General features: G+C 24.6%; 10 protein-coding genes. 9 read left to right on the top strand and 1 reads right to left on the bottom strand.

The features are described from left to right. The 3 genes from U744_RS04255 to U744_RS0102800 all read left to right on the top strand — a co-directional run. A partial coding sequence (locus tag U744_RS04255; protein WP_036431915.1) for a restriction endonuclease subunit S occupies positions 1-294 on the top strand: 294 nt, incomplete at its 5' end. A gap of 122 nt (positions 295-416) precedes the next feature. Continuing rightward, on the top strand, positions 417-1,289 hold the full coding sequence (locus tag U744_RS0102805; RefSeq protein ID WP_025755574.1) for an MAG4940 family membrane protein: 873 nt from the start codon (positions 417-419) through the stop codon (positions 1,287-1,289). Between the two features lie 33 nt (positions 1,290-1,322). Continuing rightward, the gene (locus tag U744_RS0102800; RefSeq protein WP_025755573.1) at positions 1,323-3,563 is read left to right on the top strand and encodes an MSC_0775 family lipoprotein; all 2,241 of its coding nucleotides are present in this window, start codon (positions 1,323-1,325) and stop codon (positions 3,561-3,563) included. Positions 3,564-3,634: 71 nt separating this feature from the next. Here the strand turns inward: U744_RS0102800 and U744_RS0102795 are convergent, their stop codons facing one another. Continuing rightward, positions 3,635-4,591 (bottom strand): LacI family DNA-binding transcriptional regulator, encoded by a 957-nt coding sequence (locus tag U744_RS0102795; RefSeq protein WP_036431912.1) that lies wholly within the window; start codon positions 4,589-4,591, stop codon positions 3,635-3,637. Between the two features lie 297 nt (positions 4,592-4,888). Between U744_RS0102795 and lepA the strand changes: the two genes are divergently transcribed. From lepA to gyrA, 6 genes are all read left to right on the top strand, one after another. Further along, positions 4,889-6,694 carry a translation elongation factor 4 gene (gene lepA / locus U744_RS0102785; RefSeq protein ID WP_025755571.1) on the top strand — a complete coding sequence of 602 codons (1,806 nt, stop codon included), beginning with the start codon at positions 4,889-4,891 and terminating at the stop codon, positions 6,692-6,694. 7 nt (positions 6,695-6,701) lie between these two features. After that, positions 6,702-8,603, top strand: a complete 1,902-nt coding sequence (locus tag U744_RS0102780; RefSeq protein WP_025755570.1) for a M13-type metalloendopeptidase — start codon at positions 6,702-6,704, stop codon at positions 8,601-8,603. A 97-nt stretch (positions 8,604-8,700) separates the two neighbouring features. Next, on the top strand, positions 8,701-9,078 hold the full coding sequence (locus U744_RS0102775) for a hypothetical protein (RefSeq protein ID WP_025755569.1): 378 nt from the start codon (positions 8,701-8,703) through the stop codon (positions 9,076-9,078). Then, entirely contained in the window at positions 9,059-12,325 is a 3,267-nt protein-coding gene (locus U744_RS0102770) for an AAA domain-containing protein (RefSeq protein WP_025755568.1), read from the top strand. The genes U744_RS0102775 and U744_RS0102770 overlap by 20 nt, the downstream gene beginning before the upstream one ends. Further along, positions 12,312-12,638 (top strand): ArsR/SmtB family transcription factor, encoded by a 327-nt coding sequence (locus U744_RS0102765; protein WP_025755567.1) that lies wholly within the window; start codon positions 12,312-12,314, stop codon positions 12,636-12,638. Before U744_RS0102770 ends, U744_RS0102765 begins: the two co-directional genes overlap by 14 nt. A 75-nt stretch (positions 12,639-12,713) precedes the next feature. Next, positions 12,714-15,329 (top strand): DNA gyrase subunit A, encoded by a 2,616-nt coding sequence (gene gyrA, locus U744_RS0102760; protein WP_025755566.1) that lies wholly within the window; start codon positions 12,714-12,716, stop codon positions 15,327-15,329. The last annotated feature ends 19 nt before the right edge of the window (positions 15,330-15,348 follow it).

Below are 15,348 nucleotides of genomic sequence, written 5' to 3'. Positions count from 1 at the left end.
GGAAATTTTGTAACAATTGCAGGTAGTGGTGAATTTTGTGGGAAAGTCTTTTATAGAACTGGAAAATTTTCAATAATGCAAAGAGTTTGATTGTTAAAAAACAAAGAAAAAATAATTTTAAATAAATATCTTTTCTTTCTTTTGAAAACAAAAGAAAATGAAATAAATAAAATGAGTAGGGGATCTAGTACCCAACCTAATATTAATAAATCAACCCTTATGAATTTTGAAATTTTTATCCCTTCACTTGAAATCCAACAATCTTTAATCCACATTAGTGAACTATATTTATAATTTTTTATAAAGTAATTATTATTATTATTAATTTTAGATAGTTTTAAATAAAAATTTATAAAATATTTTCACATATATTCCATATATAGATTTATTTTTTTAAAATATATTAAAATTTTTTAGTGACAAATTTTGAAAAATTAAACACATTTTATGATGCAAATGTTTTTAGCATTGAATTTATTGGAAGTTTATTTTTAACTTTCTTTGTTTTTATGGCTAAATATTTTGTTATAAAAACAAAGAAAGGAAATATTTTTCTTGCTATATCATATACATCATCAGTAGTAATTAGCATAGTTTTTACCTGAACAATTTCAAGATTTTTAATGCGAGTTGAATCTAGTGCTTATTTGAATCCAATTAATGTTATTGTTCAATCATTTATTCAAGGAATTACAAAAAATTTAAATGGATTACCTTTAATTAATGGAATATGATACTTACTTGGGGCTCAATTACTTGGTTCCCTTGTAGCAGTATTTTTTTTATTTTTTGCAACTTTGTTTTTAGAATGATATTTAAATGTCAATCAGAAAAAATTTTATATGTTTTTTATGTTTTTTATTTCTAAAACAAATGACAATAAAAATGAAAATATTACTTTTTATGATTTGTTTAAATCTGAAAAAGTAGCCAGTCTTAAACATTTTATTAAAGAACTATTTTTTATTTCAATTTTTATTTTATTAGTTCCATTTATTGGATATATAAATGATATTAAGTTTCAAGTAAACAATTACAATAAAACATTTATTATGACTGTTATTGTTGGTATTATTTTAATTTTTTCATCTAAGTTTAATTTTTTTATGTTTAGCATATGAATTAATTTAGTTTATTTAATTGTTAGACTTATTTTTAAAAAAATAACAAAAAATGAAATTATTAATTTTTTAAGTTCATTAAGCTTAACAATTTTTTTATCTATGTTAATTTCTATTTTTTATTTATTACTTGCTAATAGTGCAAAAATAACTTTTTCACTATCATAAAGAAAGGATCCTTTAAAAAGGTTTTTATAATATATGAATAAAAGAGCTAAAAAAATATTTAGTTTATTATTAATTGTTGGAACAATAACAATATCATCAAGTTGCACATCTTCTCTTAATAGTTCAAGAAATTATCAAAATATTAATGAATATGAATATGTAAAAGAGTATTTAAAAGATCATTTTGAAAATGAAATTAATGATTACAAATTAACACCAAGTTATCAATTGAATTATTTTTTAAGTAATAATTTTGATAAAAAAATTAAAATAAAATCAAAATCTGATGTTAAAAATATTGAACTTAATGATTTCATTTCTAATTTAGTTGCAGAGCAAAATTTATACATTGATGCAAGTGATTTACCTAAGGAAGACAAAACAATTGATTGAGATAATTTTAGTTATCAAATTGATTATGCGCAAATAAGACCTGACCATGATGATCATAAATCTCTTGTTGTTCCTGTTGTTTTTTCATACAAAGCTAAAAATAAAAAACAAAGATACAAGCAAATAAATTACTTTGTTAAAGGATTTAAGTCAACTGAAACTCAAAATATTTTAGAAAAAACTTTAGATCAAGAAATTAAAAATTTAAATTTAAATAACAACAATTTATCTTTTAAATTTCTCGAAGATAATTTACCTAATTTTACTGTAGTTGAATTTTACAAAAAATTTCAAAAATATGGACCATATTTAAAACAATTTGACAAAAAATTTTTAATGCCAATTATTTTTGATGGAGATCAATTGCAACAAAATAGTAAAACTACTCAGGGAATTGTTACTAATTTTTACTTATATGATGTTAAATTTGATTTTAATGATTTTCAAAAATTAAATTTAATTTATCGTTTTACAGCTAAAAAAGATTCAGAAATAATTGCAAAAAATATCAATCTGACTCTAGAAGGATTTGCTAAAATTCAAACTAATTATGAAAAAGAGTTTATTTCAAATAAACTTATTGATGTTGATTTTAATTCACACTTATCAATCAATCATATTGATTTTAAAAAAATTGATTTAAATAATTTAAAACAATTTGATATTAAATCTAAAAATGAAAAAATTAAATTTAATTTAGAAAAAATTCAAAAAAATTCATTTGCTCAAAATTCATTGAAGTTATTTTTTAAAACAAGTTCTGAAATTGAAGAATTTAATAATATAAGTTTTAGTAAAAATTTTGGAGTTCCTAAACATGGGTACATTTTTGAACCTGATCTTCAAGATACAACAAAAGATTATATATTAGAGTTCATTGAATTAACACAAGAAAATTTAACACAAATTGATGAAAGTATTAGAGAAAGAACAGATTCTAAATTATTATCTGGAGGATTTTTAGACAACAGAGGAATTTATTCAGAATCTGGTTCACAACAAATTCATTTAGCTGAAGATGTTATTGTAAAAGAAAACACCCCATTATTTGCTCCTTTTAAGGGAAAAATTATTGCAGGTGTTTATAGACCTTCTCAAACATTTGGTACAGGAATTGGAACTGCTTTGTTTTTAGAGGTAGATCGTAAAGATTTAGACATTGATGAACAAATACTTGAAAATGAATTAAAAGGAATTGAAAAATTTTATTTTAAATTTATTCATCTTGATCCGCAATCATTATCTTTACTTGGTGAAACTTATGAAATTGAAGGAAAAAATGGAAATATTTTTATTTTAAAAGCAACTTCTAAAAAACCTATTGTTGTTGAAAAAGGTCAAAAAATTGGATTAATTGGTTCAAAACAAGTTAATGGTGGTTGAACACCACATGTTGATATAACTGTTTACAATGGAACAAAAGGTTTTGAAAACAATAATGAAAGTGATGATTTAATAAAAACTATAAATAATGAAATATTAGATGAAAATCGTGAAAAAATTAAATTATCTGCATCTATTATAAATGAAAAAAGACTTAAAAATCATGATGTTCTTGTTGAACAAAATAAAAACACAAACATTCCAACTATTTCAGTATTTTTAAAAGCAGGACAATTAAAACAAGTGTTAAAAACTGATGAAATTACTAAAAAACCTCTTGGAAAAAATCAGTTTTTTAACTCTAATAGTTTAAATGAAGAACTAAAAAAATTACCTTATGTTTTAATAAAAGACAATAATGTTTATGACAGAAAAAACCCAGTTTTTAACATTGAGAAAAAATTTAATATACTTGATCCTAATTTGTTTTTTCAATTTAATTCAAAAAATTCTTTAAAAATTGAACTTAAAGATATATTTAAAAAAGCCAATAAATAACTAATGAATAAAAAAACCAAAGAAAACGATATTAACTTTGGTTTTTTTATTTTTTATTATATATAACAAAATTATTCATGAACAACAATTTTGGTTTTAATTAATTTTTGTTGTAGTTTTTTTTCTTCATTATATGCTGAAATTATTCGTTCAATTTCAATTCCAATTGCAGGATAGTCAATAAAAATTTTAGATTTATATTTTTTGATTTTGTCATAAAAAGACTGATAACCAATATCAGTTAAATTTAAACTTTGCTGCCCTTGAACACAAAGTGAAATATATGATTCATGTGTTGAACAAACAATATTAGAAAAAGCTTTTTTTCTTGAGAACTCTATAAATTCATTTAAATTTTTTGAATTATTAAATGAAACTTCATATTTTTCAAATTCCACATTCGAATCTTTACAAGCTTGTTCAAAACCTAAAAAGCGATCATTTTTTTGAATTAAAGTTAATTTTGCATCTTCTAAAAAAAGTAATTTATTTTTTGAGTTTTCAAGGTTATTAATTAGACTTTTTGTAACTTTATAAAAAGCTTCTACTTCATCAATTTTAATTCAGTTCAATCCATTAACTTTATGTTCATAAACAACAATAGTAACATCTTCAATATTTTTTAAAAAAGCAAAAAGCTCTTCATCATATTCAGGATTAAAAATTATAATTGAAGATGGTTTTGAGGTTAAGATATACTTAATTGTATCAATGTAATCATTAGTATCTTTGCATGTAAAAGTGATATTTACTTTTCGATTGCTTTTTTTACATGCATAAACAATTCCATTGATAATTGAAAAATATAAATTTTGTGTTCATTCTGGCATTACAATAAAAACAGAAGAATCTTTTGTTTTTAAAAGTCTTCCATTATATCCTGGATAATACTGAAAAACCTTAATTACTTCATCAATTTTCATTTTGGTATTTCGTGAAACATATCCATTATTGAAATAACGACTAATTGTAGAAACAGACACTCCTGCTTTATTTGAAATGTCTTTATAAGAAATTTGTTTATTCATATTTTTTATTATATATTAAAATATGAAAAATTTTTTAGTTAATAAAAAATTATAAGAAATTTAGTAGAATTGTGTAAAAAAATCTTCCATTAAAGGAAGATAAATCATCAAAAGAAAGGCGGTTTATATCGCAAGCAGTGACTTTTTCCAAGTCCCATTCTTGTTATTTTTATTAACAAGCATTAAACAAATTATAGCAAAAAATTTTATTTTTAAAGAAAATTTAGGAAAACTTTTAAAAAAGTATTTTGGTTATTGGAGCATTAAAAAAGAACAAATTTAGTAAAATATAAAAATATGAATAAAGATAAAATAAAAAATTTTTCTATTATAGCTCATATTGATCATGGAAAAAGCACCTTAGCTGATCGAATTTTGGAGATAACTAATACTATTTCTCAAAGAGAATTAACTGATCAGTTTTTAGATTCTATGGATCTTGAAAAAGAAAGAGGAATTACAATTAAACTCAATGCTGTTCAATTGAAGTATAAAAATTATACTTTTCATTTAATTGATACTCCAGGACATGTTGATTTTACTTATGAAGTTTCACGTTCACTTGCAGCAAGTGAAGGAGCGTTGTTAATTGTTGATGCCACTCAAGGAATTGAAGCACAAACTTTAGCTAATGTTTATTTAGCTTTAGAAAATGATTTAGAAATTATTCCTGTTATTAATAAAATTGATTTGCCAAGTGCTGATCCTGAACGTGTTAAGCAAGAAATTGAAGAAGTAATCGGAATTCCAACTGACAATGCTATTTTAGTTTCTGCAAAAACTGGGCAAGGAGTTGATGAACTGTTAAATGCAATTATTAAATATGTTCCAGCTCCCAAGAATGCAGATGATGAAAAACCACTAAAAGCCTTAATTTTTGATAGTTATTTTGATCCTTATCGTGGTGTAATTTTACTGATTAGAATATTTGAAGGAAAACTTAAGGTAGGTGATCGTTTTAAATTTATGTCATATAACACAAAAAATGAATATCATGTAATTGATCTTGGAGTAAGAAATCCACATGAAAGCAAAAAAGAATTTCTTGAATCAGGAGAAGTGGGTTGAGTTTCAGCAGCTATTAGAAGTGCCAAAGAAGTTTCAGTTGGAGATACAATTACTTTAGTTGACAATCCAACTAAAACAGCCTTGCCTGGATATAAAAAAATGAAACCTGTTGTTTTTACAGGTTTTTACCCAATTGATACTCGCGATTATTCAATGCTTAAGGAAAGTTTGGAAAAAATTTCTTTATCTGATTCTTCAATTGTGTGAGAACAAGAAACATCAAAAGCTCTTGGATTTGGATTTAGAGTTGGCTTTTTAGGAATGCTACATATGGAAATTTTGCAAGAACGACTTGATCGAGAATATCAAGTTGGTATTGTAGCTACTTCTCCTTCGGTTGAATATCGAGTTCATCTTACCAATGGTGCAGTTGAAATGGTATCCAATCCTACTTTGTTGCCTGATCGAACACTTATTGATTTTATTGAAGAACCTTATATTGAAGCAAATATTTTTGTTCCAAATGAATACATTGGAAATGTAATGGATTTATGTCAAAATCAGAGAGGAATTTATAAGGACCTTCAAGTAATTGATGCCAAAAGAACCAAAATTTTATATGAATTGCCTTTAGCTGAAACCATTTTTAATTTTTTTGATAAATTAAAATCATCAACTAAAGGATATGCTTCTTTTGAATATGAATGAATTGGATACCGCACTAGCGATTTAGTTAAAGTGGATATTTTATTAAATGGAGATAAAGTTGATGCTTTTTCAATTATTACTCACCGCGAAAAAGCTTATGAACGCGCCCGTGAATTAACTAAAAAATTAAAAGATGTTATTCCAAAACAAAATTTTGAAGTACCAGTACAAGCAACAATTGGAGGGAAAATTATTGCCCGCGAAACAATTAAAGCATACCGAAAAGATGTTACTGCAAAATTGTATGGTGGAGACGTTACTAGAAGACAAAAATTACTTAAAAAACAAAAAGAAGGTAAAAAACGAATGAAAAAACTTGGATCAATTGATGTTCCACAGGAAGCGTTTTTATCAGTTTTAAAAACTAATACCGATACACAAAAATAGGAATAATATGAAAAATAATTTAAAACATGATTTTTATGAATATGTAAATAAAAATTGACTTAAAAAAGCTAAAATTGATTCAGATGCATCAGTAATTTCAGCTTTTCATGAACTTGCTAAACAACTTGAAAAAAAATTAATTAAATTAAGCGATAACTTAACTGAAGAGGCAATCAAACAAGCTAAGATACCTTCAGTTTTAGAATTTAATAAACTTTATAAAATGCTTAAAAACAAAACTAAAAGAGAAAAATTAGGATTTGAACCAATTCGAGATTTTATTAATGAAATAAATGAACTTGAAAATTTTGAAGAATTAGCTAAAAAAATAGTTTCAAAAAGAGCAACTTGAAGTTATTTACCAGTGCCAATTTCAGTATCTGATGATTTTTTAAACAACAAAATTAAAGTACTTTGAATTGAAGAACCATCAACTATTTTACCTTCAAAGGAATATTATAGTAAAAAAGATGCCAAAAATCAGTTAAAGTTATTTAAGAAAATGGTAGTTGAACTTCTACAAATGTATGGTTATAAAAAGCGTAAAGCATCTGAACTTGTTGATAAAGCAATTGAATTTGACAGTATTGTAAAAGACTATGTTTTATCTTCAGTTCAAAAAGCAGATTTTATTTCAATGTATAACGTTACCAAATTAAGTAAATTAAAACATGTTTCACAATACTTTAATCTAAGTGCTATTGCAAATGAAATTACTAACCAAAAAGTAGATACAATTGTAGTTGTTAATCCTGAATATGTTAACAATTTGAAGAACATTTATACTGAAGCTAATTTTGAAAAATACAAAGCACTTTTATTGATTAAAAATTTTCTTAAAGCTTGTACTTATCTTTCAGAAGAAATCAGAATTAAAGCATCAACTTTTTCAAATGCAATAAGAGGAATTGAAAAAACTGAAAATTTAAAAAAATATTCATTTAGAATAGCTGAGAGTTGATTTTCAATGCCAATTGGACTTTATTATGCTCACCAACATTTTGGAGAGAAAGCAAAAATTGATGTTGAAAAGAAAATTTTTAAAATGATTAATGTTTATCGAAATCGCTTAAAAAATAACACTTGATTAAGCAAAAAAACAATTGAAAAAGCTTTATTAAAATTAAATAAGTTAGATGTAATGGTTGGATATCCTAGTAAGATGCGACCTTATTATGATAATTTTAAAATCATTACTTATAAAAATGGGTCAAATGTTTTTGCAAATATTTTAAAACTACAAACTATTTTACAAGAATATAATGATTCGCTCTACATGCAACATGAATCTGATGAATATTGACTTATGTCTCCTGCAAATATTAATGCTTATTTTCATCCAATAAAAAATCATATTGTTTTTCCAGCTGCTATTTTACAAGCTCCATTTTATAGTTTAGAACAATCTAATTCAGTAAATTATGGTGGAATTGGAGCGGTTATAGCTCATGAAATTTCACATGCTTTTGATAATAATGGCTCTCAATTTGATGAAAATGGAACTTTAAATAATTGATGAACTGATCAAGATCGCATTGAGTTTGAAAAACGAAAACAAGCAGTAATTAAACTTTTTGATGGCTTTGAATTAGAAGAAGGAAAAGTTAATGGGACTTTAACTGTTTCAGAAAATATTGCTGATTTAGGTGGATTTCTATGTTCATTAGAAGCAGCACAATCAGAAAAAGATTTTAATCCTGAAGATTTTTTTGAAGGATGAGCTAAAATTTGAAGAATTAAAGCTAAATCTGAACATATGAAATTAATGCTAAACACTGATGTTCATTCACCAGGAAAAGCTAGAGCAAATGTACAACTAAAAAATTGTGACTTATTTCATGAATATTATAAAACAAATCCACAAGATAAAATGTATCTTGCAAAAGATAAAAGAATTAAAATTTGATAACAAAGCAAGAATGCAATAATTTTTATTAGTAAAAAACTATTAATGGTTATTGTGTTAACTTGCTTTTTTATTTTTTTAATTATTTTATAATTAAAACATGTATAAAAAACACAAATTTAAAATGATTTTTTTCACTGTAATAACATTTGGATTAATTTGAATTAAATGAAAAAAACAAATTAATCATCAAAGTAATACCATATTTCAACTTGAACATTTACCTTTTTCAGGAAATGAATTAATTCAATCATTAGGAGGAATTGAAAATATTGAAAATGTAGAATTAAAACCTTCAAGAATTAATGTTTTTTTAAAAGATCAAAATTTAATTAATGTGGAATTAATTCAAAATTTAAAAGGAGTTACCGGCACTTTTTTAAATGCTAAAAAAATTTCAATTATTTTAGGCGAATTTTCAAAAGCAGCACATGATTTCCTTATTAAAGCAGGTGTGCATGAACAACGAGAAATATAAAACAATTTTAAATAACCTACTTGATATTGATCCTTCTGATTCTTCTGTTTTTACTCGAATTAGTAAAAATATCAATAGTTCAAATCAACAATTTCATGATATTTATACATTATTTGGAGAAGAAAACTTTCAAATTATTTTAGAAAATGAAAAATTCGAACTTAATTTAATAGATCAAAATTTATTAAATTTACTTTATCAAATTCAGCATTCAAATAATTTAGAAGATTTAAATTTTCTTATTGAACAATTGTATAAAATTAATATTATTCTTGATGAAAACACTCGCAAAGGTATTCAATCATTTCTTGAATTGAAAAATAAATATTTAGAATTAATTCAAAAAAACATTCAATTGTCACTTTTTAAGTGAAAAAAAATTAATGACTATGCTGAAACCATTTTAGAAGAAACCAATATTTGACCACTTCATATTGGTGTTTTGTTTGTTTCATTAAAAAAAGATGACAAAGTTATTTATGCTCCACTTTTATTTAAAGAAACTCGAATTGTTTTTTCTCAAGGAAAACCTTCACTAGTAAGTGAAGGTGATATTAAAATTAATGAAAAATTAATTTTTCTTTTAAATAGTTATAATTTTACAATTAATTTAGATGATAATTTTGAAAATTTTTATTTAAATAAACTTATTTTTGATTTAAGACAAAAATGAAAAAATATTTATAAAATTCCAAATAATATTATTGGAAAATTTAAACAATTTTATCCAAATCAAATTACCAATGAGAGTTTACAATTTCATCAGGGCGCAGTATTAGGTATTTTTCAACCGTCTGGTGGATATGCTAGAAATAGAATGAAAGAAATTATTAATAATAAAGAACTTGAAAATATTATTGATATTGAAATTAATAAAAATATTTATGAAAATACTGTTAAAAAATCAATTTTTAATCCAACTTTATCACTTTTTAAACTTACTTCATCAAATTTATCGCAAGATAAAGCCATCATTTCTGCGCTTAATCAAAATACAATTATTTGAGGACCTCCTGGAACTGGTAAATCTCAAACAATTGTTAATTTATTAACTAATATTTTAGTGTACAACAAAAGTGCAATTGTTGGTTCTCAAAAGAAAGTTGCTCTTGAGGTAATTCGAAACAGAATGCAAAAATTATCAATGTTTTGCTTGTTTGTTTTAAATTCAAAACAAATGAATAAGCATGAATTTTATAACTCAATTAAACAATATTTAGAAAAATTAGAATATCACAAGCAAATAAAGAGTTTTAAGCGTCCACAACTTGCAACTGAAAGTGAATTAGAATTTGTTAAACAGAGCAATAATTTTCTGAACATTCATCAAATGAAAGAAACATTAGAAGCCATTTATTATCTTGCTGATAATAAAAATAATTTCAATGGATTAAAAGATATTTTATATGTTTCCAGCCTACCAAAAAATATTCTAATGCCTGAAAAAATTGAAGGTGGGCTATTTATTAAAAAATTACTTGAAAAAAATAATGCTAAGTTGTTTTTTACAAGCAAATATCGTGAAATTAAAAAACTTGGACAATCAATTCTTGATAATTTAGGTACCTTTTCAGGAAACTTAAAAGAATTAATTTTAAAATTTAAAAATTTAATTCCTTATGAAAATGGTCAAGAAAATGCAAATAATAATATTTTTGCTATTAAAAACTTAACCAAATTATTTGATAAAATTGAAATCTCAAATGAAACTTTTAGTGATGAAGTCATTCAAAATATTGTTTTAGATCGTATTTCAAGTAATCTTGAAAAACTTACAGATGAAGACAAAAAAGTTTACAAAGAATTTGCTGCATCAGTTAGAATTCAAAATCTATCTCCACATCGTTTTGTTAAAAAATATTACAAAATTATCAAAAAAATCTTCCCAATTATTATTGCTACTCCAGATTCTGATTTATCATGTTGAACAAAAGAAGAATTTGACTATGGTATTTTAGATGAATCAAGTCAAATATTCATTGAAAATGGACTTACTTTTTTATATTTATCTAAAATAAAAATTTTAGCTGGAGATCAAATGCAAATGAAGCCTAGCAATTGATTTGGAACAAGAGTTACTGATGATTCAATTTATGGTAAAGTCGAGTCAATGCTTGATTATTCATTGGCACTTGGAGTGTATAAGATTTTATTGGATAAAAATTATCGTTCAAATTATGCTAGCTTAATGACATTTTCAAGTTTAAATTTTTACAATTCTAAGTTAGATGTTGTTAATTCTGCTAACAATAGCAATTCTAGTCCGATTGAAGTTTATCAAGTTGAAGGTTTTTGAGATGATAATAAAAATGAAATTGAAGGGCAAAAAGCTCTTGAAATTGTTGATAATAATTTACAAAATTATTCAAAAATTATTTTACTTGCTTTTAATTCAAAACAATTTCACTATCTAAAAGATCAAATTTTTTTAAAATACCCAAAACTCGAAGAAGCAATACGTAACTCTAAATTAATGGTAAAAAATTTAGAAAACATTCAAGGAGATGAAGCTGATTTGGTAGTTGCTACTGTTGCATATGATAAAAACGCTAAATTAACATCAACTTATATTGCAAAACAAGGTGGAAAAAATGCACTAAATGTAGCAATAACAAGAGCAAAAGAAAAATTAATTGTTATTAAAACAATTCATTCAAGTGAGGTTAGTATTTTTCCAAATTCATCTGATGATTTGATTATTTTTAAAAAATGATTAATTTTTTTAGAGTCTTCGCCTGAAAAAAGGTTAAATTTACTAAATGAAGCATTTATTAAAACAACAACTTTAGAAGAAAAAAGTAATAATTTTATTTGATTTGAAAATGTTATTACAAATCGTTTGAAAGAAATTTTTAATCGTCCTGGATTTGATATTTTTAAAAATTATTCAGTTGGATCAGTTACTATTGATTTTATTATAACTTTTAATCATATTCCATATAAAGCTTTGGTTATTGATATATTTGAATATTCAAATGGATTTGAAGATTATGCGGTTTTAAAAGATAAAGTTAAATTTTTAAAAAGTAAAAAGTATGATGTTCATGTGATTAATCCACTTAATTATATTCAATACTCAAAAGAATTTCAATTGTGATTAAAAGATAAAGATTTAGTTGATTTTAAAGAAAAAACTAAAGAATTTGACACATCTTATTATGAATTAAATGAAATTAATAATTTCAAAATTATCCAAACAAGTGAAACAGAATTAGCAAATAAAAAAACTAACAATGAAAACAACTAATTTATTTAAATTTTTATCCAGTGAAACAAAATTAAAAATTATTATTCATCTTTATATGTGTTCAAAAGCTGAATGTGATGTTCAAGCTTTAGGGAATTTTTTTCAACTTAAACAAGCTAATTTATCAAAACATTTAGCTAGCTTAAAATCAGCTCAAATTATTAAAACAAAAACTAAAGGACTACATGTTTACTATTTTATCAATAAAGATTTTTGTAAACAATATCATGAAATTTTAAATTGATTGGTAAAACAACCACAATTTGAAAAGTTTGCATGTTCATGCAATCAAACTCATATTCATAATCATTAAAAGCAAGTTAAACTCATTTTTTTTAATAAATAAAAGTGATATAATAAAATAACATTTTATTATAAAAGGAACAATATGTCACAAAAAAATAACAAAAACAATGAAGAAAATAAAGTAACTTTGGAAGATGAAAAAGAATATGAATATGAAGAAAATAATCGAGTTGTTTTTAAGAAAAAACCACCAATAAAAATTGATGATGAAATTGAAGAAGAAGTTCCACAAGAAAAAAATGAATATCAAGTTCAGTCTCAAATAATTGATAATGCAAATGAAAGATTGACACCAATTGATGTTGATAAAGAAATGCGCAATTCATTTTTAGAATATGCTATGAGCGTTATTGTTTCAAGAGCATTACCAGATGCAAGAGATGGTTTAAAACCAGTTCATAGAAGAATTTTGTATGATATGAGTGAATTAGGAATTTTACCAACTAGTCAGCATCGTAAAAGCGCTAGAATTGTTGGAGATGTGCTTGGAAAATATCATCCTCATGGAGATTCTTCAGTATATGAAGCCATGGTTAGAATGGCGCAAGATTTTTCTATGCGTTATCCTTTAGTTGATGGTCATGGTAATTTTGGATCAATTGATGGTGATGATCCAGCTGCTATGCGTTACACTGAGGCTAGAATGTCCAAACTTGCTGCTGAAATGCTTGAAGGAATTAAAAAAGATACTGTTGATTTTGTTGATAATTATGACGCTAGTGAACAAGAACCAGAAATCCTTCCTTCTAGATTTCCAAATTTACTTGTATCAGGTTCATCTGGAATTGCAGTGGGAATGGCAACTGAAATTCCTCCACATAATATAGGAGAAGCAATTGATGCTACAGTTGCACTTGCGCGTAATTCAGAAATTACTACTTTAGAATTAATGGAACATCTAAAAGGTCCAGACTTTCCCACAGGAGCAATTATTTTAGGAACAAAAGGAATTTATGATGCATATGAAACAGGAAAAGGAAAAATTCCAGTTCGTTCTAAATGTGAAGTAAAAGAATTAAGTAATGGTAAGTCTAAAATTATTATCACTGAAATACCATATGCAATTAAAAAGTCCACCATTGTCCAAAAAATTGCAGAACTTCACAAAGAAAAAGTAATTGAAGGAATTTCAGATTTACGAGATGAATCAAATCGTGAGGGAATAAGAATTGTTATTGATGTTAAAAAAGGATTTAATCCTCATATATTACTTAATAAACTTTATCAAAAATCATATTTACAAACTAATTTTAATGTTAATATGGTTTCACTTGTTAATGGTGAACCAAAATTATTAAATTTAAAATCAGCTTTACAAGTTTATTTAGATCATCAAAAAAATGTGGTACGTAGAAGATTGCAATTTGACTTAAATAAAACTGAAGAAAGAGTTCATATTTTAGAAGGTTTGAAAATTGCAATTGAAAATATTGATGAAGTAATTGCTATTATTCGAGCTAGCAAAAGTGATGCTGAAGCTCAGGATAAGTTATCAAGTAGATTTAATTTAACTGAGCGTCAAACAAAAGCCATTTTAGATATGAACCTAAGAAGACTAACAGGTTTAAGTATTGAAAAAATGTTAACTGAAATGGAAGAACTTAAAAAAGAAATTATTTACTTAAAATCTATTTTAGAAAATGAGACCAAATTAATTGATTTAATTGTTGATGAATTAAATGAAATCAAACAAAAATTTAATGATAATCGAAGAACTAAAATTGATGCATCAGCAGTTGGAATTATTTCAGATGAAGATTTAATTGCAAAAGAAGAAATTGTAATCACAAGTAGTGTAAATGGATTTGTTAAAAGAATTGCTCTTGAGGAGTATAACACCCAAAATCGTGGAGGTGTTGGCTCAGTAAGTATGAAAACTTATAATGATGATGATATTAATACTATCATCCACACTCACACTCACACTGATTTACTTTTATTTTCAAACAAAGGAAAAGCTTATAAAATTCGAGCTCACAATATTCCAGAAGCCTCAAAACAGTCAAAAGGAACCGCTTTTGTTAATATTGTTGAAAATCTTGATGTTGATAATAATGAAAAAATTGTCTCATTTTTAGATGTTCCTGATTATGGAAAAAATTTATATTTAACTACAGTAACTAAAAAAGGAATTATTAAAAAAACTAATTTAGATTCATTTGTAAACATTCGTAGAAATGGACTCAAAGCTTTTAGATTACTTGAAAATGATGAACTTGTTAAAGCTTTTATTGTTTCAGATGAAGATGAAATTTTAATTGCTAATAATGAAAAAAACATTGTTAAATTTAAAGCTAATTCACTTCGTCAAGTTGGGAGAAATTCTATTGGAGTAAGAGGGATTAAACTTGATGAAAAACAATATGTTATTTCAGCTTCATCAAGCTCTGAAGGCAAATATATTCTTTCAATTGGAAGTTTTGGTTATGGAAAACTTACTTTAAGTGATGAGTATAGATTAACAAATCGAGCTACTCGAGGTGTTTTAGGAATTAATTCATCTAAAGCTGGTAATTTAGTTTTTGCACGTTTTGTTTCACTTGAAGATGAATTACTTGTTATTACTTCATGTGGGGTGACTATTCGAACTAAAATTAATCAAATTTCACTTACATCAAGAAATACTAAAGGTGTAAAAATTATTAATTTAAAAGATAAAGATACAATTGTGGCTGTTGATATTGTAAAAAAACATTAATTGTTTAAATTAAAAAAGT

Source organism: Mycoplasmopsis cricetuli ATCC 35279 (assembly GCF_000526955.1).
GTDB lineage: Bacteria > Bacillota_I > Bacilli_A > Mycoplasmatales > Metamycoplasmataceae > Mycoplasmopsis > Mycoplasmopsis cricetuli.
This window is presented reverse-complemented; position numbering and strand designations above follow the sequence as displayed.